Here is a 26607-nt window from a genome sequence, read left to right as displayed (position 1 = left end):
CATGAAAAGGGCAGCGAATGACCGCTGCCCCTTAGTTTAGGTGCCATAGATTACTTAGGTGCGTCGGCTAAAGTCCAGGTGATGGCCGCTTGGTATTGTCCTGCTGTTGGTGTCAAATTCTGTTTCAGTTTAAGGGTCGTGCCACCCGCATTTTTGATGACAGCAGTGTTTTTCCCCTGTCCCTGACCATCGTCTGTGCCAGTGGCAGCATTAGCTTTCCAGACAGACACTGCAGCGCCGCCAATGACTAATTCTGGAAGAGCGGCGCCTGGGTTAATCGCATTAAGGCTTACATTATCAGTCTTAATATCGGTCCCTTTAAGGATCATTGAACCCGCCAATGCCTTACCACCTGCATTTTTCATATCGCCAAGTTGCGCTGTCAGCTCCCAACCAACGTTCGTACCGCGGTTATCGGTGACGCTTAAATCACCGGTTGCATTACCGTCCTTGGGATCAGCGGCAGTTTTAACGGGACCAACTGGAACGGTATTATCAACAAGCGGTTGGCTAACCTCACCAGCAATTAACTTATCAATCTCAATAGTTCCAAAGTTTAGATCTGGCACTTGATCTAAGGTAATTGATCCACCCTGAATGTTAACTTCAGCTACAGATGTTTTGTTAATATCAGCAGCGAAAACCTGACCAGTTGGCAACAGGAGTCCAGCAATTGTTAATGCGGAAATTCCGGCTGCAATATAGTTAACTTTTTTCATCACTTTTTGCCTCCATATCGTTATTGAAATTCATTTATCTCTCTCTATACTATTCATAATACAGGATTGAGCGAGAAGAATCAATGAATTAGAGCTGGCGCGGATCCCTTTAATATAGGGCTTTATCTATGACTCGCCTTCAACTTTCTCCTACTGATAGTATTATGGCATATAAATAGCTCTTTATGCACCACATTAGCGCTTGTAATTCACTTAGTTATTTATATAGTGATTGTTAGCGGTTTCACATTTTTGCTTTAATCACTCTGCGCTTTCCATTCAAGTCATATTTAAAATTAAAAAATCATTTTTCTTAAAAACTCGTTAACTGACCCAATAATGATCAATATAATTAACTCGATAGGCTTGCAGGTTTCAGCTAATATTGATTTATCAAATAAGTTTATTTATTCAATCAGCTTCAACATTGTGAAGAAAACTTCTTGTGCCATTTTTTACGCAAATCGGATAAAAGCTTTTTTTGATTAAATTTCAATTAGTTATTGACAAGAAAACAATCCATGCTAAACTAAAAATCAAATATAAATGCAACGCGAAAGACAAGTACCCGTGTCTGTGAATACAGCGAGCTTCGGTTGGTGTGAGGAAGCATTCATGATATGGCGAATATCCCTTTCAAGCAGGACACCGAACTTCAGTAACGTGTCATGGGGGCACCCATTACAGTGCTAGCATATCGTCATTGGACCGTATGCGATGAAGACCAAGGCGCAGCTGGCTTTGGTGAATTAAGGTGGTACCGCGCAAAGTCGCCCTTAGAAAAATCTAAGGGCGACTTTTTTTGTGTGAGCGCGAGCCAGCCCGATTAGAAACCGGAGTGTAAGCGGCCTTGGGCGTGATGGCCGCACTTTGGCCATTGCGACCAAGGTCCTTACACGCAGGTTTCTGGGCTGGCGAGCGCGTTATAGTGAGCGTGAGTCAGCCCGGTTAGAAACCGGAGTGTAAGCGGCCTTGGGCGTGATGGTCGGACTTTGACCATTGCGGCCAGGGCCCTTACACGCAGGTTTCTGGGCTGACGAACGCGTTATAGCGGAGCGCGAGCAGAAGCGCTTCCCCAAGCTTGAATTTTCGCCTAGCAAACATGTAACTCAAACCATTGAAGGATGTGATGCAATTGGAATCTGACATTAGCCACATTAGCTGCCAAATTAATGAATCAATGATACATCTAAAAACACTGGAGGAACTCAAATGGAATTATCTGAAAAGAAGCTCAAAACCCGCGATTATGTCGTCATTGCATCACTTTTGTTCGGTCTCTTCTTCGGCGCTGGCAATTTAATTTTTCCACTGCACCTCGGTCAACTCGCTGGTGCCAACTGGTTTCCAGCAATGCTTGGCTTCTTAGTCACAGCGGTTGCATTGCCGCTGCTCGGTGTGTTGGCGATTGCCGCTACGCATGCAGAAGGTGTGTATGATATTGGTCGTCCACTTGGCCGCTTTTTCGCTCTTGCTTTCATGGTTTTAATTCACGCTACCATTGGCCCGATGTTCGGTACACCGCGGACCGCAACCGTGTCCTTTACAACCGGCGTCTTGCCGATGCTGCCAAAAGCGTGGGCGCAGGTTGGTCTGCTGGTCTTCTCGGCTTTATTCTTTGCCGCCGCCTTTTTCCTATCCTACAAGGAACGCAAAATCACAACGGCTGTTGGCAAAATTCTCAATCCAGTTTTCCTTGTCTTGCTATTCTTCGTCTTCTTTATTGGTTTCTCCCATCCAATGGGAAATCCAGCAACCCAAACTGTCACAGCAGCTTATAAAAATGCCAGCTTCATGAATGGTTTCCTACAAGGGTACAACACGATGGATGCCTTGGCTGCCTTAGCCTTTGGCGTTACCGTGGTCACAGCTGTTCGCGGTCTCGGCTTAAAAAATGATGACGATGTGGCCAAGTCGACCGCCAAAGCAGGCGTGATGGCAACTAGCTGGATTGGTCTGATCTATGTTGCCTTAATCCTGCTCGGCAGCATGTCATTGGCTCACTTCAAACTTAGCCCTGAAGGTGGGACCGCTTTTAACCAAGTTGTAACCTATTACTTCGGCGCTGCTGGTCATGCGGTTCTGGCAACATTGTTGACGTTGACCTGCCTCACCACTGCAGTTGGCTTGGTTGCTGCATTTGCGCAAGATTTCCATCGTCATTTTCCAAAGGTCAGTTATCGTGTCTGGTTGGCACTGACCAGTTTTCTATCCTTCTTAACGGCGAACTTTGGTTTGGAGCAAATCATCGCTTGGTCTGTCCCGATGCTGATGTTCCTCTATCCTTTCTCAATGGTATTGATTCTCCTTTCCGTTTTCGGCAAGGCATTCCATCATGATCCACTGGTGTATCGGTTCGTCGTCGGCTTCACCGCAGTCCCAGCCGTTCTCGATATGTTCGCTGCCTTTCCAGCCTTTGTCAGTCAAAGTGCGCTTGGTCTGGCATTGCACAGTTTCCAATTACATTTCCTGCCGTTTGCTGGCATGGGCCTTGGCTGGTTAGTTCCGGCTGGTGTTGGTCTGGCTGTCGGCCTCGTGGCACACGCGGTCAAAGTTCGAAAAGCCGTTGCTGTCGCCAAATTAGATGCCGAAGAAAATTAAAAGTGACCAAAACAACAGCCGATCAACCCAAAAGCCGGAAATGCCTGACAATCGCGCATACCGCTTGATCAGCTGTTATTTCTGAAAAGTCTATGCCTCTTCGTGTTTGTAACGAATACTGAAGAGATAGGCTTTTTTTACGGTCATCAAGTTTTGGGGCCATTCAAAAATCGTGTCAGTGCCATCAAAAAACGGGCTCCCCTCTGAGTAAGAAGAACCCGTTGACAAATTTAGTCGCCTTTCATTCACCATCACGGAACTATTTAAGTAAGTTAATCTGGGAAAACAAGATGTGTCAACAACACTTGATCGATCAAGTTGATCATCTTGCCAAAAACCTGATTGAACGGCGACAGGCTATCTAGTTGAAGGGACTTCCCAAAAACAGGCGAAGAAAACGCCTTGCTGAGTTCCCTTTTCGTTGCGATAAATGTCGATTGCACAACGTCAAAATTTGGTTGCGGCATTCCCAAAACCAAATCATCAATCAGATCCGTTGGGCATTGCTGTCGCATCTGAACAGTCTCAATCAACGCCTGCCAAATAATCTCAAAAGCATTCTGCGGCTGCTTATGGGTTGAACCGATAAAAGAAGTCACACTCTCTGGGACCACTGATATTGTGCGGCCTGATTTCACATTATCATGTGTTGCCGCTTGCGCTGCAGCAACAATTGCCTGTTCATCCCGCTCTTTACTCGTCGGTGCTTTAGACGAGCTTGCTTCTGTCGCATTAACTTCTTGTGCCGTTTTAATCATTGGTTCAGAAACTGACGGGTGTGCATCACGATCATCTTGCTGCGCGGTTGCTGACGATGTAACATTCCCGTTTGTGACAGGTGCTTGACTGCCCACAGTTTCCGCACCTGTGTCCGATGTTGCTGCCCCATTTTGCTGACTAGATGAAACCGATGAACTATCCGCGCTGCCGGTATTGCCCGCCTTTTGATCATCATCGCTTGAAACCGTGACAATTGGTACTTCAACCTTGTTGTCAGCAAGCGGTGGTACGATCACTGATTTTGATGCCCCATGATCCGGCGCAGAACCAGTGTCGCATTTCGATGTCGCTGATTGAATCACAATCGGCACTGTTGCTGCGGAAGCTGATGTCTGATTAGCAATCACCGCTGATACACCCAAGCCAAGCATGGCAGCTAACCCGTAAACCCATGCTTTTTTCATATTGCCCTCCTTGAAGCCTTAAAGCGTTTCAATTATTCACTCCGCGTTAAATATACCGCACTTATTTTGGAAAGTCACTGGACTTTAGGCGGAGAGCGTAAGCAGGCGCGGTTAGAAACCGGAGCATAAGTGGCCTCAAGTGCGATGACCGTACTTTATCATTGTGCTTGAGGTCCTTATGTGCAGGTTTCTGCGCCTGTGCACGCGTTTAAAAGAGCGTAAACAGCCGCGGTTAGAAACCTTCTACACTCACTATTGACAACAATCGTTTTTTAGCCTAATGTGATGTCAATATCACACAGACGAAAAGATGAGTAACCAGTCGAAGGTCCGCAGCGAGTTGTCATTTGGTGAAAGACAATGATCGGGCACTGGCGAAGATGGTCTTTTGAAGCATTCAGTTGCGAACACATCTTGCAAGCAACTGACGGGCACTCCCGTTACTGAGTCAGGGTATAACGCAAACTTGCGAAGTACTTAGAGAGAATCGATTTCGATCGGTTAATCAAGGTGGTAACGCGGAAAATCCGTCCTTGTCTATTGTCACAATAGACTTGGGCGGATTTTTTTGTAGAGCGATCACAGGCACGTTTATGGGCAGGCTTCTACGCCTGTGATCGCATTTCTGAGCACGATCAGGGACGCGCGCAACCCACTTCAATCAACCTATCACGCCTGTGTGAGTCGATTCAAGGAGGAAAAAGTATGTGGAAAATTGTTGCCGATGCCGTTCCACAAATGGCGGCGGCGGGAATCAAATACACGATCTCTATCGCGCTAGTTTCATTCGCGATTGGCCTCATCATTGCATTGATCACGGCACTGACGCGCATCTCGGTACGAAAAGGCTTTTGGATCACCTTTGCAAAAGGCTTCGCTTCATTTTATGTTTGGCTTTTCCGTTCAACCCCGTTGCTGGTGCAGTTGTTCATTGTCTTCTTTGGACTACCAAGTCTGATCATTCCGGGCATTTTTCCTCACGGTATCAAACTCGATCCAGTGGTTGCCGGTATCATCACCTTTTCGTTGAACACGGGGGCTTATTGTTCTGAAACAATTCGAGCGGCGCTGCTGTCGATTGATCACGGTCAATGGGAGGCTGCCTACTCAGTCGGCTTGCCGCGGCGCTTGGTTCTGCGTGAAATTATCATTCCGCAAGCACTACGCACGGCCGTCCCGCCACTATCAAACAGTTTTATCAGTCTCGTCAAGGACACCTCACTGGCGGCTTCGATCACTATCGTCGAAATGTTTCAGGTGAGTCAGCAGATCGCTGCTGAGAACTATCAGCCATTATTGATGTATTCACTGGTCGCTTTGCTTTATGCCGTTGTCTGCACCGTCTTAACTTGGGGACAGCGCTATCTTGAAAAAGTCACGTCACGCTATACCAGCAATGTGCAGACAACGCAGCTGTAACTAAAAACACCATTATGGAAGGAAGATTCTAATGTTAAAGAAAAAGTTGTGGGTCTTATTACCAATTGTTGCCCTTTCCGCGTTCGTTTTGGCAGCTTGCTCTAGCAGTAAAGCTGACAGCAGTAAAACAAGCACGGTCACGAGCGAACTTATCAATAAAAATGAGTTGACCATCGGCCTCGAAGGCACTTATGCGCCCTTCTCTTATCGCAAAGATGGCAAGCTGCAAGGCTTCGAAGTCGATCTTGGCAAGGCTCTAGCCAAGAAAGTCGGCGTCAAAGCCAAGTTTGTTCCTACCCAATGGGATTCCCTGATCGCTGGCCTTGGAAGTCAAAAGTTCGACCTCGTGCTCAATAACATCAGTGAAACACCCCAGCGTAAGAAAGTTTACAACTTCACCACACCGTACATGTACTCCCGATATGCTTTGATCACTCGCAGCGATGAAACCTCGATTAAGGGTTTGAACGACATCAAAGGCAAGACTTTTGTTGAAGGCACTGGCACCCCAAATGCTGCCCTAGCTAAAAAATACGGTGCCAACATTACACCTTCTGGCGACTTCACTGTTTCGCTCAATCTGGTTAAGGAAAATCGCGCAGATGGCACCATCAACGCCACCGCCGCCTGGTATGCCTACGCTAAGAGCAATTCCACAACCGGTTTAAAGAGCCAGACACTTAAAGATAGCGATGTGAAGCCTGACGAAGTGGCTGGAATGATCAGTAAGAAATCGCCTAACTTGCAGAAAGCCTTATCCAAAGGCATTCAGGAACTTAGAAGCGATGGCACTTTAAAGAAATTGTCTGAGAAATACTTTGGCGCTGATTTAACCACTAAATAATCGCTTTGCGTTACCTATTAACTATTGGCTAAAAGTCGCGACTATATGTAGGCCGTGACGCGACATAAGTTGTCAACCAATCATATGAGGAGGTCGGGCATATGACCCAATTCAATACCAAACTAGTTCATGGTCCACAATTGCAAACAGATAAAGCTGGTGCAATCGTACCGCCAGTTTATCAAAGCGCCATGTACCGCTTTGCGCCTGATGGTGGCACTAGCGATTGGGACTATGCCCGCAGCAGCAATCCAACCCGCGACTATCTTGAACGTCAAATCGCTACTCTCGAGAATGGCGATGCAGGGTTTGCCTTTTCCAGCGGGGTTGCAGCGATTGCGACGGTTCTCGCGATTTTCCCGGATGGCAGCCACTTTATTATCGGTGATTCACTATACAGCGGAACAGATCGGTTGCTCAATCAGTATTTTGCTCAACATGGCCTGACCTTCACACCGGTTGACCCGCGCGATCTAACGGCAGTTGAAGCAGCCGTTCGGCCTGAGACCAAAGCGATTTTCTTCGAGACGTTCTCCAATCCATTGCTCAAAGTCAGCAGCGTTAAAGCTATTAGCGCTCTTGCCAAAGCCCACAACCTGCTCACGATTGTCGATAACACGTTCCTCACCCCTTATTATCAACGGCCACTTGATCTCGGTGCCGACATCGTCCTGCATAGCGCCACGAAATACATCGGCGGCCACGGCGACCTCATCGCTGGCTTAGTGGTCTCAGCCAGTCCGGAAATCAGTGAAAAGATTGGCTTCTTGCAAAATACCATCGGCGCGATTCTTGCACCGCTCGACTGTAGTCTTGTCTGTCGCGGCATCGCCACGCTCGCTGTCCGGCTGGATCGCGAAACCAGCAATGCCCAGGCGGTTGCTGAATTTCTTGAACAACATTCCGACGTCGCGCATGTTTATTACCCCGGTCTCAAAAGCGACCCCGGCTATGCCTTAGCCCAACAAGAAACCACCGGTGCCAGCGGCCTCCTATCCATCAAACTGGCCGACAACATTGACCCCATCAAGTTCGTCAACAGCACCAAGGTCTTCGACTTCGCCGACTCCCTCGGCACCGTCTCCAGTTTAGTCAAATTACCATGGTTCAAACTGCCCGAAGAAAAACGGTCCACCTCAGGCCTGACACCGCAACATGTCCGAATTGCGATTGGGTTGGAAGATCAGCAGGATTTGATTGATGATCTGGCGCAGGCATTGACGGCTGCGGAGAAATAATGAGACACCAAAAAATCGTTGCAAGCATCATCGCTGCAACGATTTTTTGTGTCAGGACGTTCTTTAAAGAATGCCTCCACCGGGCATAACTGATAGCTATGTATCAACATTTGAGGTATCCTTGTCCCCTTTTTGTCCCCTTTGACTGACAAATCTAGAAGCATCCAGAAGCAAGTTATTAAATCGTGTTTCAACGGCCTTGCTGTGGCTGATAATTTAGCGCACAAAAGCAATCAAAACGCAAACCCCATCCATATAGGATGGGGCGGAGTTGGCAAGGAATTGCTTTTATCTGGAAGACCCGCCGAGGGGGGCAGGTTCCTAACAGTATACAGTCCGTATGCGCGATTATTCTTGGGGTGGGTAGCAGCTTAGCTTGCCAACTCCTAAGGAGCTTTTTACTCCTAGCTATTGGAGTTTTGCTCCTTGACCGTCAGTATCGCATGGCTATGCTGGGTATGCAAACAATTTGCTCATAGTAAGTTACCTAATCCGGCATATGTAAACCTTTTGCCTTTTTGAGTCGATTCTGTCAACTCTGTGCACAAAAATAAGCCTCCCTGAGCAAGGGAGGCAGAACGACAAGGTATTACAGGCTGACTAAAATATTTAGTTGCTTACGTATCTTATTTTACAGCATTATGCCCGTGCTTCAAAGCAACAAAAATAAGCCCTCCACCCGCGTTAGCGAGCAGAGGACTTTTTTGTTACCTGATGTACAGGCTCTCGCCCGGATAGATCAGGCTGTAGATTGACTTGCCATTGTTGACGGCTAACGTGTACATGCTAATGCCGTACTTGTTAGCAATGCTCCAGAAGCTGTCACCAGAGCAGACTGTATAATACGTGTGCGAATAGGTTTGCGCATTTGAACTGCGCGAACCATAGCTCTCACCACCATTTACGCCCAAGGCAACATAATGATACCTGCCTGAGTAGCTGAGATAACGCGCCCAAACATATGTGCCACGGATATACACGTGATCATAAATCACACTTTCACCGGGTGCATAGCTACCAACGGATGCATAGCCGGTGCCGGCACCAGTGCGGATGTTAACAGTCGTGGAAGGCTTGAAAACACCAGTTTGCGCATAATCGGTATCAGTGGCTGCGGTTGATTGCGCTGGTTTGCTTGGTGCTGGGGTGATAGGTGTTACTGGCTGCTTCGAGTATCCATTATCGGCGACACCAAGCAGATCAATGTTACCATCGAGGCCTTGTGACAACCCAAATGCACTCGTGTACTGCCAAATAGCTACCCCATCCATACTTGGAAAATAACCGTAGTCAGGTTTGGTAGTTGGCAGATAATCACGGTAAGCAGCTATCCAAAGGCTGTTAGGAAATTCTTTCAGAATACGCTGATAATCGACGTGTGCCAATGTATATGGCTTGTAACTGTAATACATGGGCGTGTAGCCTTCTGAACGAATGCGCCGCATGCCAGCTAAAATGGCATCCGTATTAGCTGCCATATTGCCAGAAGCACCATCTTCGTAGTCCAAAGCAACGATGCTTCCCTTTGGTGTCTGCGCTTTGATACGAGGCATATAACGATCAAGTGCTTCTAATCCCAACTGGCTACTTGCACCAACACCATACCAGATGTAGCTATGCACACGTTTTCTTGCTGCCTTTGCACTGGCAATTGGCAAGAATGTCAATGGTCCGGACAAAAATTGTCCGGTTCTGCCGAATGCGTATGGTTGTCACTTAAATTCACGCATTATCAGATTGGATTGAAGTCAATATTTGAGACGGATTTTAAGAGAAATTCAGAACCGCGTTTACCTTCCACAGCTCAAATAAATCATTAATCGCGATTAATAACTTATTTGAACCCTGGAAAGCATTAAATCAGGCGGCCATTTGGCTCGTAAGTGTTGCAATTTCAACTTGTAAGGGGGTCTGGTAGCCCAGTGGTTTAAAATAAACACGAATTCAATAAAGCATTGATAGCTATCAGCCAATCACAACATGTGGGTCTTATATATCTTTAGTTTAAAAGAACGTCATAGGAGATGCTAGTATGAATGAAGATCGCAAGGAACGACTATGGGTGACATCTTTTTTTGCAGCTTTTGTGGCTACAATTATTTTTTCTGTTGGTATCACTAAGTATCAATATGATGGTCATTCATATTACATGAAGATTGATAGTCAGCCTATTATTTCAAACGTTGAAGTACCTGTTGGAATATCAATTCAAGGATATACTTACCAAGGTACTGCTAAGGATGCGCAAGGAAAAATAAGGAGTTTTAAATTAAGCACAGATGAACACGATATTGGGCCATTTAAGGCAGGACAAATTATAAAAATTAATGTCAACAGAAAATATGGCATCGTTGATTATCAAAGAGTAACTACAAAAGAAACACCGGTCAAGGCACGTTAGGGTGTGATCTTTCGGGCAGAATTCATAACAAGCTTTTTGATAAAGGCGCCTATGCTGCAGTTATGAACAAAAAGAAATGTGCGATAATTACAACATAGGAACTTTTATCTATAAACTAATTACATCAGGAAAGCTATATGTCGTTTATAAAGATTGTCATAGGAGATGCTAGCATGAATGAAAATCACAAGGAACGACTGTGGGTGACATCTTTTTTTGCAGCAATTGTAGCTACAATTGCTTTCTCGGTTTATATCACTGAGTATCAATATGGTGGAGATTCTTACTATATGAAAATTGACACTCAGCCCACTGTTTCAAGCGTTGCAGTACCGGTTGGAATTTCGATTCAAGGATACACTTACCAAGGGACAGCCAAGAATGCACAGGGAAAAACAAAGAGTCTCAAGTTAAAAACAGATGAACATGATATTGGGCCGTTTAAGGCAGGTCAAATAATTAAAATTAGCGTTAATAAAAGATATGGAATTGTTGGTTACCAAAGAGTGACTAAAAAAGAAACACCACTGAGAGCACAATAGGGTGTACCCTATTGTAACTAATGCGAACGGAGAGTATTGTTAGTTACATATAAGTGACCCGTAAGCATTCTCAGATTGGCTTCGGTAAACAATAGTTGGGCTTTACATATGACTTTGGCTTTTTAAGGTTCTAAGGACCTTATCGCCATTGGAATTTGATTAGTTTCATTTCTGGTTAACATGCATATATAATAGGAAGAAACTCATTTAGAAAGATTAATGAACCATCAATACATTTTCTAACGCGTTTACCAGTAGCGCTGACCATTGATTGTGGGCCACCCATCTTTAAAAAAATCGATGAGCTTCAGTAATTTGCCGCCAAAGGGACTCTAGCAGTTATTAGGATCTTATCTTACTATTGAAACTTATTTAAATGGCCATATTATGTTCATTTCTGCTTGCACAAAATGGCTTGCCACCGGCGCTTTCGGCCTACTTACGTGTATTTTGTCTCTAATATTTGCTCCACTATTAGAGATCGGGGGCTTGTGGCGGCCGGCTAACGCCGACCGCTGCCGCTCACGCTAGCGGGTTTCGCTCTGCACGCCGCGCACGGTGGTGTACGTTTCGAGACCCTTTCGGAAGGCCTGTGAGAAACTTTGCTCTCACTATATACAGACGGTTTGTGGGACGAATTTTGAAACAAAAGCTCGAACTGTAACAGGATTTTAATGTTATCCATGGACTATACTCACACCAAACAATACATGGCAGTTCACCATACAAGTTTTCAACAAAATACGCTGCCGACTTCACCTACTCGTAGCGCTTGATTCTCCCCTTCAAGACAATCCTTGTCTGATTGACATGTGAAAGACATTCAAAAATCAGGAGAGTATAATTAACTGTACGAAGCTTTGAAACCAATGAAGTATGCAAAGGAGTTGCAGACTTGATGTCAAAATTTTTTAAAGTTTTGCTCATCCTCGTCTCCGTCATCTGGACGTCCTGGAGCGTTGCCAATGCTTTTCTAAATTCGGGAGTTATGAACTTATTACCCTTAGCGAGTTTGATTCCAGTATTTGCTGCGCTCTATAGTGAGGTGGACTGGATTTATATTCAGGCCAACAAAGTACGTTCATATTTTTCGGCAAAAACGGTTTCCTTTACTCCGAAATTTCAATACGCCGTTGAAAGCGCAGTTTCGATAGACCAAGTCAAAAATGATTTAGACGACTCGTTGAAAATGCTCAGACAAAGAGTGAACACCAAAAGGCAACAAAGGTATTCTGAGGAACTTATCCAATATGATGTTATCACAGAAACCGGATTATCATATGATCTCGATTTGACTGTGCAAAATCAAGAAGAATTGACGGTTCTCGTTTTGAAAGTTTACTACCAGGTTTCGTACAGAGATGTTAACAAAACATGGAAAGAATTCTGCCAATTGCAAGAATTTTTATTCAATAATTTTGCTAGATCTTCAAAGTCAAAGCCAAGATACGATGTGACAATTAAGACCAACACAAAAAACTTCAACCCATTCTATCGCCTAACGGTTAGACGACTTGGGAAAGCTGAGGTTCAAAATTTTGCACTTAAGTTCACAGATGGTCAGCTTACAGTAACTACTTCAGAACATAAAATATATGGTTCTTCTGGACAACGACAAGACATCGACAAATTAGTCAAAAACTATGTGCCGCTCTCGAAAATCCTCTAGACGTTGAGAACACCAATCGATTGAAGTACCTCAAGAGAAAATTCTAGCATTGGATACTCTCTACCCTCCATGTCAACTAATGAGGTAAACGATACTAGTGTACCAGCCTGTGATATCATGACTGTTCTACCGCGGCCATCGATGTCTAATGTTCCTATTATCTGAATCGCTGCATCGTTCTGTAACGCACCAATAGCCTCTTCGTTAACGTCAACCTCATCTCCGGCAAAATTCTTACGCGTAACACCCTCATCAACAGTTGAAAAACGAATGCCTTTCGTTTGCGGCATTCTGCCGGATATACCTTCCATGTCTAGATGGATTGTTTGATAATTCAACTCAACATTATCTTCCGCAGCTAAATGTTTGAGGAATTTTTTAGTTACTGGCGTTGTTGCATCCGAAAACAGGATTTGCTGTTGACCGGAATAAAAGATATTAAAATCAAATGATTTCTTGTATTGGTTGTACTCAACATAGTCTTCAATATTCGTATCGTAGACCGTGATTTCATCAACAATGTCTTTGGTATACTGGCACCTGTACTTTTGAAAGACTACACGTCCTACTGTGAGTGTATGTGGATCTTGCCTTATCGAACCAAGAGGGACATTAGCTTTAGTTATTTGCACTAATCCCTCTGGGATCACAAATTGTGTTACCCGACGAAATGAAATAGAAGTAGCTGGCATTTTCTTTTCCTCCAATACGTTTTAGAATAGTCCCAAACATGGGTAATTTTCATTCCTTATACACAGCTAGCTGTTCGTAGAATCCGTTAGTTGCTATAATCTAGTTTCGTTGAACGCCATCTTCTCAGCTTGCTCCACAACAGTCTCCACCGCAGACTTTGTAAAATCAGGCGGATATCCATATTTGCGCAGCAATCTCTTAACAGCAATTCGCATGCTTGCCCGCGCTGATTCACGCTGCACCCAGTCCGTCCTTTGAGCAGAGTCGCGCACTTCTTTAACTAGGGCTTTGGCAATCTCTTGTAGCTTATCAGCGCCGAGCTCCTCAGCTGCACGTTTTTCATCGGCTAGTGCGTCATAAAATGCTTTTTCCTCAGTGGACAGACCAAGATCTTGGCCATCCGTTTCTGCAGCCTGCATGGCCTTGGCGAGTTCAATGAGCTTACGAATCACTAATTCGGTGGTGACGCCACGCTGATTGTAAGCATCCAATGACGCCTCCAACATAGCGCCAAACTTACGCGACTGAACTAGGTTTACCTTGGTCATCGCTTTGATTTTGCCTTTGAGTAACCGTTCAAGCAACTTCATCGCTAGACTCTTCTCGGGCATCTGCCCAACGCTATCCAGAAAATCTTCAGATAGTAAACTTAGCTCCGGTCGCTCTAATCCTAGCTCTTCGTACAGATCAATAGGTTTCTCTGCCAAAACTGACTGATTAACCAGTTGATCGAGCTTCAGATTTAACTGGCTGTTACCAATTTTGCGGCGCGAATCACTGGCGGTTTGCATCAGCTTAATCAACGCATTCTTAACTGCAACAAAGAAGCCTACCTCACCGGCAATGGCGACTGCTTGATCCGTCGTGACGACTAATGCATGTGCTTTCTGAAGTTGAACAACGGTATCGGCAAACTTGCGCTGCTGATCAGGTTGCAACATTGCGACAGCGTTTAGCGCCGTACGGAATGCCTTTTGACTCTTTTTACGGTCATCGCTGGTAAAGTCGCTGTAATCAACATGGTACAAGTAGTCGTTTGTGATGATGTCGTATTTTTCCTTCATCAAAATGACGGCCTTGTCCACGTTGATTCCAGTCTGCTCCTGGTCAGAATCAGAGTATTGTTGCAATGCTGCCTTCAGACTGTCAGCAATACCGATATAGTCAACGATTAAGCCCCCATCTTTATCTTTGAAGACGCGGTTGACACGTGCGATGGCTTGCATCAGGTTGTGGCCGCGCATCGGCTTGTCGATGTACATTGTATTCACTGCTGGCGCATCAAAGCCGGTCAGCCACATGTCTACCACAATGACTACTTGAAGCTCATCTTGGTCGTCTTTCATTCGCTGTTGCAATTTACGACGATCAGCAGCATTCGTATGATGCTTAGCGAGTTCCGGCCCATCAGAAGCAGCGTCGGAGGTCATGATGACCTTGATTTTCCCTTTCATTAAATCATCAGAATGCCAATCTGGTCGCAACTTAACAATCTCGTCGTAGAGCTTCACTGCGTTCCGTCGCGACATTTCAACGATAATTGATTTGCCGAACTCTTGCGCTTGACGCGCCTCGAAATGCTTTACAAAGTGCTTTGCTAGGACTTCTAAGCGACCCTTCGTACCAGCCAGTCGCTCCAGCTTGGTAAATTCAGCGCGGCGTTTCTGTTCTTCGGTTTGCTCGCCCGCATTGTATACACCCGCTTCTTCCATCACCATTTCGTACTTATGCTGTACCTGTGGATCGAGATCTAGCGGGATGATGTGGTTCTCGTAGTAAATCCGTACGGTTGCGTGGTCACGCACCGCAGCGGACATATCGTATACGTCGATGTAGTCACCAAATACACCACGCGTCGACTTATCGCTGAAGTCAATCGGCGTACCAGTAAAACCGATGAAGGAAGCGTTAGGTAATGCTTCCCGCATGTACTGTGCGTAACCGTACTTCACCCCATTCTTGGTGAATTTCGCCTTCAACCCATACTGCGAACGGTGGGCTTCGTCAGAGATCACAATAATGTCAGACCGTGTATTGAGAACCGGCATTCTATCTTCGTTTTCTTCTGGCGCAAACTTCTGGATGGTGGAAAAGACAATACCGCCACCTTTACGCTCCAACAAGTCTCGGACTTCCGTACGCGATTTTGCCTGAGTTGGCGTCTGCCGCAGATAATCATGCGCCGCAGCAAAAGTCTGTCCTAATTGGTCATCAAGATCATTGCGGTCATTCACAACCAGAATCGTCGGATTGCCCAGCTTACGACTGACAATTCCTGAGAAAAACACCATTGAAAGGGATTTGCCAGAGCCTTGCGTGTGCCAAACCACCCCGATACGATTGCTATCGGGATTTTTAAGGGTTTTAGCCGCAGCTTCAACTGCCTTGTTGACCATGTAGTATTGATGGTAGGCAGCAAGAATCTTGAAAGTCTTCGCCCCATCAGTCTCAAAGATAATGAAGTTTTGAATCAAGTCCAATACAACGTCACACTTCATCATGTTATTGATTAGCGTCTCCATTGCATAGACATCCAACTGTTTGTCGTCACGCTGCTCAGGTGAACGCCATTGCATGAAGCGGTCAAAGCCGGCAGACAGGGAACCCGTTTGCGCGTTCACCCCATCGCTGATGACAAGAATTTCGTTGTAAGCCATGTAGTCAGAAATATCCTGCTTGTAAGTCTGCAACTGGTTAAACGCGTCTTCAATTCCTACATTGGCATTAGCCTGATTCTTCAGTTCAAACGTCACAAGTGGTAGGCCGTTGATGAATATCGTAATATCCGGCCGCCGGTTACGGCCACCCTGCTCCATCGTAAACTGGTTGGTCACTACAAAATCATTGGCATCCACATTATCGAAATCGATCGGTTTAAGCACATAGGTGTGGTCTTGCCCATCTTCAGAAACTTTAACCTTCGCACCCTCAATGATTAGCTTGTGTAGTTGATGGTTATTAGCCATCAAGTCGGGGCCATCCATCACCAAATAAAACTGACGGACCGCCTCTTTATAGATGGCGTCCTTCAGTCCTGGTGTCTTGCGTTCCAACGCGTCACGTAAACGTTGACGCAAGATTATCTGTTTGTGGTCATTGTCACGCTCAGCGTCAATGACGGCGTTGGGGTCTTTATAGCTTTGACTGCGGTAATCCTGATACCCCAAGGATACCAGCGCATCGATGGCCTCTTGTTCAACATCTTGCTCGTTTGTAAATGATTTGATGTTAGGCATTATTCATCACCGTTTCGATGTTTGATAGGTCGATGTCACCAGCAAGCAGCCTTGGTAAGAGCAAATCACGGAGATCTGTCAGCTTTTTATTCTGCTGTTCATTATTCCTTACCATATCAAACATCGGCGTCACTATATTATGAAATGCGTCAATTTGATTGTCAGTTGGTAACGGAAACTCCACAGACTTCATTCCGGCACCTGAAATTTCTTTAAATGTCGATCCACCAGCAATCCCTTCAATATAAGATGTTAGATTTTTCAGTAGAAAATACAGGTACTCAGTATTTTCATTACGCTTTGGAACCAACGACTTAAATCCTTGGTTCGTTGTCACGGGATTAGCAGCAATACCCAGATAACCAATTGGCGCGCGGGAACTGAATAGTAATGTTCCTTTTGGTAAAAGTTTGGCTGAACTGCCCCTAAGCCCTGCTTCTGTAATATTCAATAATCCACGCTCTATGAACACGTCATTAGTGAGCGACATGTCCTTAGGTGTTATCCATGAAATATCACCTCCAAAGTAATCAGCTTGCTTCTTACTTGGCGTACCACCAGCGGCAACAGTTGCCAAATCTGTAAAATGACCATTTTCTGCGTTCAATGACCCGAACATATTTTTCCATTGAACGTTCATTAGTCTCAATAGGTTCTCGTTAATCTGCTGATTAAAATTTTGCTTGCGAAATATATCAAAGTACAACGAACCAATTTTCCGCTGACAGCCTAAATCTGCGATAACTTCAAGCTTCAGGTTAGAAAAATCGCTTTTTTTGAAGTGTGGAATAAGCGTCCCAACGTGCATATCATCAACCCGTTTGCGCGTTTTCGAGCTCTTAAGTAGTGCAAATACATATTTTGTATCGTACTCAGGTTTTATTCTCAATCCGACCATATCCTGAGCCACAACAAAGTTGACAGGATTCGGTACCATAGCCACCTTACCCGGAGTACCCTTATTCACAAATAAAATATCACCAGGCTGTAAATGTGCTCGGAACCATGTGTCATACGTATCTTTATCAACGGACCGAGTCTTAAGTAACTGAGGGTAAAGATGATCATCTGTAATACAGTTGGTGGCAATCAGCGGTAGATATTCATCGCATCTATCCACGGTAGGAACTGTCTTTCCTCTATTATCAATATAGACATCAACCAAATCATCTAGCGTAACCGTTTTAGTTTCCATACCCAATTCCTCTCAGTGCACCGAGAATACGACGCTGAAGATCATCGCTCTGTTCAAACTGATTTATCAACTCAGTACGTAATTTGCTCATTTCCGCATCAAATTCTTCATCGCTCATCTGCTCTTCTTCCGCCAAACCGACATATCGGCCGGGCGTTAAAATATAGTTATTAGACACAATTTCTTCTGCTTTTGCAGCCTTACAAAATCCCGGAATATCTTTATACTCATTATTAGAAGTTCCAGTATATGCATGATAAGTACCCGCAATCTTATCAATATCCTTCCGGCTGAACTCACGGTGAGTACGATCAGTCATCGTACCCATTTTTCGGGCATCAATAAAGAGCGTCTCGCCAGTTCGATCACGTTCATCTGCACTTGCTTGATTCATGTCAAAAATCCAAACTGCGACAGGAATCGAAACCGAATAGAACATCTGAGATGGCATTGCCACAATTGCGTCCACCTTATGATCTTCAAGTAGCGCCTTACGTATCGCAAGCTCATCTTTATTTGACGTGGACAATGCCCCATTAGCAAGGACAATCCCAGCCTTACCATCAGGCGCGAGCTTACTCAGAATATGTTCAATCCATGCATAGTTAGCGTTACTGTTTCCCGGTATGCCCCATTTCCAACGGGCATCATCAGCAACCTTATCCGCGCCCCAATCTTTAACATTGAATGGTGGGTTTGCCAGTGCGTAATCAAACCGTTCCCCACGATGCTGATCATCCAGTAGCGTATTAGCATTGCGTGGGCCAAGATTGTTGTCGATACCATGAATTGCCAAGTTCATTTTTGCCAAGCGCCAAGTCGTTGGATTCCATTCCTGACCATAAACAGAAAGGTCAAGGATATTGCCCTGATGTTCACTCACAAACTCTTCAGACTGAACAAACATACCGCCTGAACCGCAGCATGGATCATAAATTTTACCACTGAACGGCTGAATCATATCTACCAGAGTTCTAACAATTGAGCGTGGTGTATAAAACTCACCATCACCATTGGTTGCAAACTTGCGCAAGAAGAACTCATAGACACGGCCTAACACGTCGTTTTTACGTGATTCTTCATCTCCAACCTGTACATCAGTAAAGAGATCGATAACTTCGCCCAGCCGTTCCTTTGATAGGTCGTCAGATGCATAGTTCTTTGGTAGCACACCTTTGATACTGTCATTCTCATTTTCAATCGAGGTCATGGCTGCATCAATAATGGTTCCGACATCTGGAGTTTTGGCAGCCGAAGCAATGACAGACCAACGTGCATTCTCGGGCAACCAGAAGATATTTTCGGCATCGTAAAAATCACGATCTTCCGCATCCTCTGGATATTCAGTTGCCTCAAGTTCAGCGTGTCGTTCTTCAAATGTATCGGACACATACTTCAGAAAAATCAGTCCTAGTACAACATTCCGGTAAGTGGACTGATCCATCGATCCCCGCAACTTGTCACAGGCTTCCCAGAGCTTATCTTCAATCTTCAGTTCATTGCTTTTGGCTGGCATCAGCTTATCCTCCAATAGGTTCTTGTTAGATTCATTTTACTCGATTTGGTCAGTTAATATTCCTATTTGCGTAATCTTTCCTTCAACAAATATTTGAGTGCTGTCACGCCTTATGTTTCCTAGATTGCATAATTAAAGTTACCACCCAGAAAATGTGAAAAAAGACCTGTCCGTTCTTGCTAAAATGGTGTTTGCATAACATACCATCTAGAGAGAAGGACAGGTCCCATGGCCATTATAACCTTAATTGAACGATCTCAGATAGAACTGATGCAACACCACACGATTCAATACATCGCCGCGACCTTAGGCCGCTCTCGTATTTCTATTAGGCATGAGCTTCACCGTTGCCCTGAAGGTGATTACTGCGCCATTATAGCTCAGGATCATGCCGATACTTGTCGGCATCGTTGTGGTCGGCACTCGATTTTAACGCCTAAGTTGAAGCGGATGGTAACTGAGAAGCTAAACCTAGGTTGGTCCCCTGAAATGGTCGGTTATGCCGTTCACTGTGCGCCACACACGATTTACCACTGGATTTATCAAAGACAAGTCGATTTTCAGCCAAGCCAACTCTTTGATCACGGTAAACGTCATAAAAGAAGACAAGACCTTCGGTCGCGCTATAACCAAGCAGTAGGCACCTCAATTGAGATTCGCAGTGAGTCAGCTAATCGGCGAACCGAAAAAGGACATTTAGAGATGGATACAGTTCGCGGTGGTCGCGGGTCAAAGGCTGCTGTTTTGACCATTGTCGATCGGGTGACACGTTTAATGGCGACAACTAAGCTTGAAAACTTATCACAAAATGCTGTTCTCAAGGGATTTGCAAGACTGATGGTGGACTTTCCGGGTCCGGTTCGATCAGTGACGGTTGATCACGGTAAAGAGTTTTCCTGCGATCAGGCGCTTACAAAGCGCTATCGGATACCGGTTTACTTTTGCCACGCCTATCACCCGAATGAACGGGGCACAAATGAACGGTTCAATCGAGAACTTCGCTACTATTTCCCGAAGGGAACACAGTTTGATCAGGTTTCAGAGACCGATATTCAACAAGCCACAGCGCTTATCAATAACAAACCTAGAAAATGTCTCCGTTGGCAAACCCCAGTTCAAGCAGTGAGCAAGCCTCTTTCTAGGTGGTAACTTTATTATTGCAATCTAGGTTTTAAATAATGTACCCACGGTTTTTATTTTTCTTGAATATTATTAATAAATTTCCCAATTATAATTAATATGATTTTTAGCGTGGCCTTTTTGTTGTTATTTCTATAATCAGATCAGCATTTATCCGGCCGTTAAGTCTCAATGATTTATAAACTAGTCAGCGTTTTCTCCATTTTGTATACCGTATACACAAGCCGTAATGATTTACTTGCAAATGAAAAAGCTACTCCAACCTTAATGGTCAAAGCAGCTTCGAAAGCCTAGTCTAGACTAATTTTTTTGCGCCAATATCCAATGGTCTGGCAATCACTACTGGAAGGTCGCAGACTTCAACATAACCTGTCTTGTCGGTCTCGAGAATGCTAGGGATCAAGTTGACTGCTGGAGCGGCTGATGAAACGTAGCCTTCTCTTTCTGGGATCAATCCATCGATCTGCGCATCGACTGACGGCAAGCCTTCAATATGAATCGTATTATTGATCGGTAATTCTGGTGTCTCTTTATTATCAACTTTATGAACATATCTTAAGGCGGCTACTTGTTCGTTGCCGTTGTAAAGTGCCATGGTAAATCTGTGGGCATAAATGCTGCCCTTTTTGACTGTACCCTTGATCGTTTCCAAATCTTTGGGTGCAGTGAAGACTTCATGCTCTGGTTTGAAGGTATCATATTTCAGACCGATCCTATCGGCCATCTCGTATACGCCGGATGAATAATAAGCATAAATGAACTTAGCCAAGAGATCTTCGTCTGAGTCTGGTTTTGGATATTTATTGATATCGCCGCCATATGAGAAGACATCGACCCAGCCTGATGTGTTGTGCCAGTCATCTTCACCGGATTGAACAACAATTTTATCCACGTGGCCCATGGCCCCGGCCAAAACTAGTGGGATATATGAGGCATAATCGCCTGGCAAAAGTCCAAATGGTACAAAAGCAACATTATGTGCTTTAGCATGTTCATTTAGATATTCATATACTTCTGGCTGACTGTCTTGAACATGATATACCGGAATCGTGGTAATAACGTTTTTACCGGCATCGAGCGATTTGGCGAGTCGAATAGCAGAAGGCATGAATGTTCCTTGTTTGTCCATTTCCGTTGGGCAAAAGTCGAGCACAATGTCAGCTGGAAGTTTCAAGGCTGCATCAATATCATCTGAAACTTTGACGCCGACTTTGTCAAAATCAAAGACTTCTCCGGCATCCTTACCTAACTTCTTTGGATCAACGTCAACGGCTGCAACCAATTCAAAAATATTTTGTCTTTCCGCGATCATTCTCACTGCGGAACGACCAACGTTTCCTAATCCCCAAATAATAACTTTATATTTACTCATCAGAACTAACTCCTTTCAAGTCAACTTTCGTTTACAGGGAAAGAATAGTTCCTTGTGAAATGTTTATCAATTTACATATTGGCACAAATGTAACATCTTTCTCATTTAATCCAATCTGTGTAATTCATCGAGCGTAGTTGTCCAGATAATTATGCATTGAATTATTGAGTAAGGCTTTCCACCGTTTAACGAACTCCTGAGTTGAAAAACCATATTTACCTTTGACCCATTCGGTAGTCAGTCCCATATAAGCGTGAAAATAATAATCGCTTAAAAATGCCTGATCTTCGTCAGAAATTTCCCTACCGACCAATATTTCTGGGATCAAGATCCCAATCTGCATCTCAGTCAATTTATAAAATTCTGTCTGTAAACAGTTTTGTCCTTCAAGCGACAACAATTTTTTATAGTAGTCGCGATTGTCTTGGAGATAATTCACGATAAACAGCGACCCTTGATCCCAGTCATTGATATTCGTCAAACTGATGACTGTTGGAAAAAGATCATGCTCAAAGATGGTACTGACAAGATCATATTTATCTAAGAAGTGATTGTAAAAGCCGCGTCGAGTGATATCGGCTTTTTCAGCGATCATTTTAATTGAGATCTCAGTGAATTCATGGTCTTTCATCAGCCCTTTAAATGATTTGATTATGTCTAGTTCTATCTGCGAATAGGTTGCCATCTTTTCACCCCAATTATCTAAACTGTTTTCTTCATATTAGAATTGTCCCACAATTAAGTCATCATATCTGACGGATTACTTGATGTTTTTTTTGCGTGGGGTTGGGATAAAGGTATGGTTCCGCTGAGTGGCTTCCACAGATTTCCAATACCATTCTCGCTTAATAAGTATCCTATTCAAATACCCGTCGTATTTTTGGATACTCAGAACCTGTCTAGTATCTTTTAAGAACTATCTTCAGGAAGGCCAATACAACCATTTGAAGACTGCTGTTAAGGGCACGTTCACAGTTTTTCCAAAGTCGCCGACATTTATCTAGCCAACTCCATGAACGTTCAACGATCCATCGTTGCGGTAACACCGTGAACATATGCAACTCGTTGCGTTTAGCTACCGTCGTCTTAGCATTCAAAATGAGCTTCACCTGATCCGCAAAGTCATTGCCAGTGTAGCCACCATCAACCATGACATGCTGAACCAGCTCTAAATTTTGGCTAGCCAAACTAAACATAGCCAATGCACCTGAACGATCTGATACATTAGCTCGTGTCACGAGAATGGCTTGTGGTAAACCATTAATATCAACCGCCATATGACGCTTAGAAGCTGTCTAGTATCTGCTGCTGGCGATTAATCTAACAGTGCTGCTAGCCTGCGGCGCCGCTGTTTCGAGTTCAAATCACCGCTCTTTCTCTACTTCGCCTTCCTCCTCAATAGCAAAGGGTCCCCCGCTTATAGTTCATCTCCTTGCTCAGTTTTGCATTTAGCACGAGCATTGTTCACAGTTTAGCGACTAGAAAACGTGCACGTTGCCCACGCTACCGGCGGCCCGGGCCAAATCTTTTGACAGCAACATTAGGTATCCTTTAAACTAGCAATAAAAGGTAACTAATTCAAAAAATTCGGTTGGGCGGTGCTCAAGAAAGCTTTCTCGGGGAGGAAAGCGATTCTTGGGTGCGGCCTTTTCTTATTGGAGGAAACTTATGACCCCTTACAACGAACACAAAGCAGATGTCCTAAAGCGCTTGGCCACCAGCCGGCAAAGCGGCCTCACCAGTGAAGAAGCACAGGCCCGGCTCACCCAGCATGGCCCCAACGCCTTGGCCGCCAGCAAGCCCCTACCAGCCTGGCGCCAGTTTTTGGCCACCTTGAAAGAACCTTTGGTGATTATTTTATTCATCGCCGTGCTATTGGCCTGGGCCAGCGCCGGCTATGACTTCTTCGTGCGCCACGACCCCAGCCATGGTATGGCGGCAGTGTATGAAAGCATTGCGATTCTGCTGCTGATTTTCGTTAATGCCGGCCTCTCCTTCTGGCAAGCCAAAAGCGCACAAAAATCCCTGGACGCCCTGAAGGTGATGGCGGATCACCACGCCAAGGCCCTGCGCGATGGCGACTGGCTGACGGTGCCAGCCACCGAGCTGGTGCCTGGCGATATTGTCAGTGTCAAAACCGGCGACTTCATCGAAGCCGACGTTCGCTGGCTCCATGTCGCCGAGCTGCAAACCAACGAAGCCCACCTCACCGGCGAAGCGGAACCTGTGCAAAAACAAACCCACGCATTGGGCGCTGACGTGCAAATCGGTGACCGCACCAACATGGGCTTTTCTGGTGCGACAGTGACGCATGGTAACGGCCTCGGGGTGGTGGTTGCGACCGGCATGCAAACCGAGCTGGGCAAAATCGCCACCTTGCTGGATCAAGTCAAGGACAAAAAGACCCCGATTGAACGCACCATTGCGCGCCTGACTACCAAACTGATGATTGTGGCGATGGTGATTGTGGCGTTCACGTTGCTGGTGGAGCTCTTGAAAGCCTATCAGCAAACTGGCAGTCTCTCCTTCGCTGCGCTGGCCGAATCCCTCTCTACGGCGATTGCCTTGGCGGTGGCCGCGATTCCCGATGCGCTACCGGCGGTGCTGTCAATTGTGCTCACGGTCGGGGCCACGATGCTGGCCAAAAACAACGGTCTGATCAAGTCCCTGAACAGTGTGGAAACCCTAGGGGCCACCAGCTACATTGCCTCAGATAAAACTGGTACCTTGACCAAAAATGAAATGACTGTCACCCGGTTTTATGCCAATGGCGCCAGTTATGTGGTGGAAGGCGACGGCTATGAACCAGTAGGCGAAATCATCCCTGATGACGAAGCCGACACCCCCGGCTTTTCGCGCTTCATGATGGCCGCTGTCCTGAATAACGAAGCGGCGATTCAAACCGACGACGAAGGCCGCAGCCGCCCGTATGGCAACCCCACCGACGTAGCGCTGGTAGTGATGGGCCACAAATTTGGTATCGATCGCGATACGATTTTGAGCAAAGACCAGGCGCAGGACATCGACATCATTCGCGAACTGCCGTTTGACAGCGACCGTAAAATGATGAGTGTCGTCATTAAAGATGGCGACCAGTATCAGGTGCTGACTAAAGGTGCGCCAGACGTGATTTTAGCCAAAACTGATGCCATTCTGGACCACGACCAACTCGTAACATTGCCAGCTGGTCAAACTGCGGTAGAAGCGCAGGTCAACCGCTTTGCCGAACAGGCGCTGCGGACGCTGGCGGTGACGCTGCGTGACATCGACGAGGACCTGGCGTTGCATGGTAGCACCGCTGAGCTTGAGCAGCACCTGACCTTACTAGGCATTGCCGGCATCATTGACCCGCCGCGGCCGGAAGTGCGTCAAAGTGTGACCACCTTGCACCAAGCCGGTATTCAGGTCGTGATGATCACCGGCGATCACGCAGTCACCGCCCGCGCGATTGCCTTAAAGCTGGGCATTGTCACCGACCCTAGCGCCCGGGTAGTGGAAGGCAAGCAGCTGGAAGCCATGACCGATGAAGATTTGTTCCGGCTCGCGCCAAGCATCCGCGTATACGCCCGGGTGTCGCCGGAACACAAGCAGCGCATCGTGCGCGCCTTGCAGCGGCATGGCGAAACCGTGGCCATGACTGGTGATGGCATCAATGACGCGCCAGCCTTACGCGCTGCTGACATTGGCATTGCCATGGGCATTAATGGCACCGAAGTCACCAAAGACGCCGCAGATCTGATTTTACTGGATGATAAATTCACCACCATCGAGCGCAGTGTCCGCGCCGGCCGCACCATTTTTGGCAATATCAAAAACTTTATGCGGCATGAGTTAACCACCAATGTCGCCGAGGTGTTGGCGCTGCTGTTCGGCGTGCTACTGATGACGCAACCCGTCGGCCAAGTGGCGGCCACCACCCCAACATTAACGGCGCTGATGGTGCTGTGGGTGAACATGATTTCCGATGCTTTACCGAGCTTTGCCCTCGGCTATGATGTGCCAGAAGCCGACCTCATGAACCAGCCGCCGCGCAATGTGAAACAATCCATTTTGCATGGCATGCTCGGGCGCATCTTCCTGCGCGGTATTGTGATGGGTGGGCTCGTGTATGTCGCCTTCATCTGGGCTGCCAGTCAAGGCATGAGCGGCGCAGAAGCGCAAACCCTCGCCTTTTTGACCCTGGTGTTTGGCCAGCTGTGGCATGTGTTCGACGCGCGTAGCACCCGCACTTTGTTCGCCCGCAACCCGTTTGAAAACTATCAGTTGCTGCTGGCAGTGGCTTTCGCGGCGGTGGCTTCATTACTTGTCACCATCATGCCGTTCTTCAACGAAGTGATGGGGACCGCGCCACTTTCTAGCACGCTGTATGCTGCGGTAGTCTTTATCCCGGCGCTACCGACCCTCATTTTGTCTGGAATCAAAGAACTGTGGCTGCGTTGGCATCGCCCGCCGGTAGCCCCAGAGCATGATTAAAGATTGTTTTTTCGGGCCAGATTGCCTACAATCGGGGTAACCATATCGAGGTGAGCCAGTTGAATGTTTATCATGCGCTGAAAATGATTCAGATCGAGCACCAGACCCTCAATCATCGCCAGGTCGTGATCACCGATGAAAACGGCAAGCCGCTTTCGCAGCTGACTGATCTACTAAGTGATTGTCTCAGTAAAATCGACCTTTCCGTTGATTTGCCCAGCACCGACACGGCCAGCGATTTCAGCGATGTCATCGATGACCTGCATTTACTGACGCCCTTGCCGAATGACGTGCTGGACGAATACCAAAAAGTCCTCGATCAGCCGATTTGAAGTGCCCTACAATTGTTAGACAAGAAGTCTAAC

18 protein-coding genes, 2 pseudogenes and 1 other annotated feature are annotated in these 26607 nt (G+C 46.0%); of the genes and pseudogenes, 10 read left to right on the top strand and 10 right to left on the bottom strand.

The window, feature by feature from the left end; all coding sequences use genetic code 11:
• Positions 1-50 precede the first annotated feature (50 nt).
• A complete protein-coding gene (locus tag AC07KQ_RS02995; protein WP_013245467.1) occupies positions 51-719 on the bottom strand; it encodes a WxL domain-containing protein in 669 nt (222 codons plus the stop codon).
• A gap of 1212 nt (positions 720-1931) precedes the next feature.
• On the opposite strand from AC07KQ_RS02995, the gene brnQ reads away from it, so the two are divergent.
• On the top strand, positions 1932-3320 hold the full coding sequence (brnQ, locus tag AC07KQ_RS02990) for a branched-chain amino acid transport system II carrier protein (protein ID WP_003597680.1): 1389 nt from the start codon (positions 1932-1934) through the stop codon (positions 3318-3320).
• Positions 3321-3592: 272 nt separating this feature from the next.
• On the opposite strand, the gene AC07KQ_RS02985 is transcribed toward brnQ, so the two are convergent.
• Positions 3593-4504, bottom strand: a complete 912-nt coding sequence (locus AC07KQ_RS02985; protein ID WP_013245464.1) for a hypothetical protein — start codon at positions 4502-4504, stop codon at positions 3593-3595.
• A 293-nt stretch (positions 4505-4797) separates the two neighbouring features.
• Positions 4798-5042 (top strand) — a binding site (T-box leader).
• Positions 5043-5209: 167 nt separating this feature from the next.
• On the opposite strand from AC07KQ_RS02985, the gene AC07KQ_RS02980 reads away from it, so the two are divergent.
• From AC07KQ_RS02980 to AC07KQ_RS02970, 3 genes are all read left to right on the top strand, one after another.
• Positions 5210-5923 carry an amino acid ABC transporter permease gene (locus AC07KQ_RS02980; RefSeq protein ID WP_013245463.1) on the top strand — a complete coding sequence of 238 codons (714 nt, stop codon included), beginning with the start codon at positions 5210-5212 and terminating at the stop codon, positions 5921-5923.
• A 31-nt stretch (positions 5924-5954) separates the two neighbouring features.
• On the top strand, positions 5955-6767 hold the full coding sequence (locus tag AC07KQ_RS02975; RefSeq protein ID WP_013245462.1) for a transporter substrate-binding domain-containing protein: 813 nt from the start codon (positions 5955-5957) through the stop codon (positions 6765-6767).
• A 101-nt stretch (positions 6768-6868) separates the two neighbouring features.
• Positions 6869-8005 (top strand): trans-sulfuration enzyme family protein, encoded by a 1137-nt coding sequence (locus AC07KQ_RS02970; RefSeq protein WP_013245461.1) that lies wholly within the window; start codon positions 6869-6871, stop codon positions 8003-8005.
• Between the two features lie 707 nt (positions 8006-8712).
• On the opposite strand, the pseudogene AC07KQ_RS02965 reads toward AC07KQ_RS02970, so the two are convergent.
• Positions 8713-9657: pseudogene (locus AC07KQ_RS02965) on the bottom strand (GH25 family lysozyme); the annotation flags it as partial.
• A 380-nt stretch (positions 9658-10037) separates the two neighbouring features.
• Here AC07KQ_RS02965 and AC07KQ_RS02960 point away from each other — a divergent pair.
• From AC07KQ_RS02960 to AC07KQ_RS02950, 3 genes are all read left to right on the top strand, one after another.
• On the top strand, positions 10038-10406 hold the full coding sequence (locus AC07KQ_RS02960) for a YxeA family protein (RefSeq protein ID WP_003590071.1): 369 nt from the start codon (positions 10038-10040) through the stop codon (positions 10404-10406).
• Positions 10407-10579: 173 nt separating this feature from the next.
• Positions 10580-10948, top strand: a complete 369-nt coding sequence (locus AC07KQ_RS02955) for a YxeA family protein (protein ID WP_016373475.1) — start codon at positions 10580-10582, stop codon at positions 10946-10948.
• Between the two features lie 898 nt (positions 10949-11846).
• Positions 11847-12617 carry a hypothetical protein gene (locus tag AC07KQ_RS02950; RefSeq protein ID WP_242755740.1) on the top strand — a complete coding sequence of 257 codons (771 nt, stop codon included), beginning with the start codon at positions 11847-11849 and terminating at the stop codon, positions 12615-12617.
• Here AC07KQ_RS02950 and AC07KQ_RS02945 read toward each other — a convergent pair.
• The 4 genes from AC07KQ_RS02945 to AC07KQ_RS02930 all read right to left on the bottom strand — a co-directional run bounded on the left by AC07KQ_RS02945 (position 12614) and on the right by AC07KQ_RS02930 (position 19257).
• Complete coding sequence (locus tag AC07KQ_RS02945; protein ID WP_242755738.1) at positions 12614-13309, bottom strand: hypothetical protein; 696 nt, start codon at positions 13307-13309, stop codon at positions 12614-12616. The genes AC07KQ_RS02950 and AC07KQ_RS02945 overlap by 4 nt on opposite strands.
• 93 nt (positions 13310-13402) lie before the next feature.
• On the bottom strand, positions 13403-16546 hold the full coding sequence (locus AC07KQ_RS02940; protein WP_242755736.1) for a type I restriction endonuclease subunit R: 3144 nt from the start codon (positions 16544-16546) through the stop codon (positions 13403-13405).
• A complete protein-coding gene (locus AC07KQ_RS02935) occupies positions 16539-17741 on the bottom strand; it encodes a restriction endonuclease subunit S (protein ID WP_480156611.1) in 1203 nt (400 codons plus the stop codon). The genes AC07KQ_RS02940 and AC07KQ_RS02935 overlap by 8 nt, the downstream gene beginning before the upstream one ends.
• Entirely contained in the window at positions 17731-19257 is a 1527-nt protein-coding gene (locus AC07KQ_RS02930; protein ID WP_242755732.1) for a type I restriction-modification system subunit M, read from the bottom strand. Before AC07KQ_RS02930 ends, AC07KQ_RS02935 begins: the two co-directional genes overlap by 11 nt.
• A gap of 228 nt (positions 19258-19485) precedes the next feature.
• On the opposite strand from AC07KQ_RS02930, the gene AC07KQ_RS02925 reads away from it, so the two are divergent.
• Positions 19486-20406: an IS30 family transposase gene (locus AC07KQ_RS02925; protein ID WP_003574021.1), complete on the top strand. Its 921-nt coding sequence runs from the start codon at positions 19486-19488 to the stop codon at positions 20404-20406.
• 286 nt (positions 20407-20692) lie between these two features.
• Here AC07KQ_RS02925 and AC07KQ_RS02920 read toward each other — a convergent pair whose 3' ends face one another.
• The 3 genes and pseudogenes from AC07KQ_RS02920 to AC07KQ_RS02910 all read right to left on the bottom strand — a co-directional run.
• The gene (locus AC07KQ_RS02920; protein ID WP_003568823.1) at positions 20693-21769 is read right to left on the bottom strand and encodes a dihydrodipicolinate reductase; all 1077 of its coding nucleotides are present in this window, start codon (positions 21767-21769) and stop codon (positions 20693-20695) included.
• A gap of 124 nt (positions 21770-21893) precedes the next feature.
• Positions 21894-22454: a TetR/AcrR family transcriptional regulator gene (locus AC07KQ_RS02915; protein ID WP_242755730.1), complete on the bottom strand. Its 561-nt coding sequence runs from the start codon at positions 22452-22454 to the stop codon at positions 21894-21896.
• 214 nt (positions 22455-22668) lie between these two features.
• Positions 22669-23055: pseudogene (locus AC07KQ_RS02910) on the bottom strand (IS5/IS1182 family transposase); the annotation flags it as partial.
• Between the two features lie 382 nt (positions 23056-23437).
• On the opposite strand from AC07KQ_RS02910, the gene AC07KQ_RS02905 reads away from it, so the two are divergent.
• Positions 23438-26242, top strand: a complete 2805-nt coding sequence (locus AC07KQ_RS02905) for a cation-translocating P-type ATPase (RefSeq protein WP_003582044.1) — start codon at positions 23438-23440, stop codon at positions 26240-26242.
• A gap of 59 nt (positions 26243-26301) precedes the next feature.
• Entirely contained in the window at positions 26302-26574 is a 273-nt protein-coding gene (locus tag AC07KQ_RS02900) for a hypothetical protein (RefSeq protein ID WP_480156610.1), read from the top strand.
• The last annotated feature ends 33 nt before the right edge of the window (positions 26575-26607 follow it).

It is taken from the genome of Lacticaseibacillus sp. YLM2-1 (assembly GCF_056583465.1).
Note: the sequence above shows the minus strand (reverse complement) of the source record. Positions and strands in the feature narration are given on the sequence as shown.

Coding starts and splice junctions, on each gene's coding strand:
- AC07KQ_RS02995 (WP_013245467.1), bottom strand. CDS start 719: ATGAAAAAAGTTAACTATATTGCAGCCGGAATTTCCGCATTAACAATT.
- brnQ (WP_003597680.1), top strand. CDS start 1,932: ATGGAATTATCTGAAAAGAAGCTCAAAACCCGCGATTATGTCGTCATT.
- AC07KQ_RS02985 (WP_013245464.1), bottom strand. CDS start 4,504: ATGAAAAAAGCATGGGTTTACGGGTTAGCTGCCATGCTTGGCTTGGGT.
- AC07KQ_RS02980 (WP_013245463.1), top strand. CDS start 5,210: ATGTGGAAAATTGTTGCCGATGCCGTTCCACAAATGGCGGCGGCGGGA.
- AC07KQ_RS02975 (WP_013245462.1), top strand. CDS start 5,955: ATGTTAAAGAAAAAGTTGTGGGTCTTATTACCAATTGTTGCCCTTTCC.
- AC07KQ_RS02970 (WP_013245461.1), top strand. CDS start 6,869: ATGACCCAATTCAATACCAAACTAGTTCATGGTCCACAATTGCAAACA.
- AC07KQ_RS02960 (WP_003590071.1), top strand. CDS start 10,038: ATGAATGAAGATCGCAAGGAACGACTATGGGTGACATCTTTTTTTGCA.
- AC07KQ_RS02955 (WP_016373475.1), top strand. CDS start 10,580: ATGAATGAAAATCACAAGGAACGACTGTGGGTGACATCTTTTTTTGCA.
- AC07KQ_RS02950 (WP_242755740.1), top strand. CDS start 11,847: ATGTCAAAATTTTTTAAAGTTTTGCTCATCCTCGTCTCCGTCATCTGG.
- AC07KQ_RS02945 (WP_242755738.1), bottom strand. CDS start 13,309: ATGCCAGCTACTTCTATTTCATTTCGTCGGGTAACACAATTTGTGATC.
- AC07KQ_RS02940 (WP_242755736.1), bottom strand. CDS start 16,546: ATGCCTAACATCAAATCATTTACAAACGAGCAAGATGTTGAACAAGAG.
- AC07KQ_RS02935 (WP_480156611.1), bottom strand. CDS start 17,741: ATGGAAACTAAAACGGTTACGCTAGATGATTTGGTTGATGTCTATATT.
- AC07KQ_RS02930 (WP_242755732.1), bottom strand. CDS start 19,257: ATGCCAGCCAAAAGCAATGAACTGAAGATTGAAGATAAGCTCTGGGAA.
- AC07KQ_RS02925 (WP_003574021.1), top strand. CDS start 19,486: ATGGCCATTATAACCTTAATTGAACGATCTCAGATAGAACTGATGCAA.
- AC07KQ_RS02920 (WP_003568823.1), bottom strand. CDS start 21,769: ATGAGTAAATATAAAGTTATTATTTGGGGATTAGGAAACGTTGGTCGT.
- AC07KQ_RS02915 (WP_242755730.1), bottom strand. CDS start 22,454: ATGGCAACCTATTCGCAGATAGAACTAGACATAATCAAATCATTTAAA.
- AC07KQ_RS02905 (WP_003582044.1), top strand. CDS start 23,438: ATGACCCCTTACAACGAACACAAAGCAGATGTCCTAAAGCGCTTGGCC.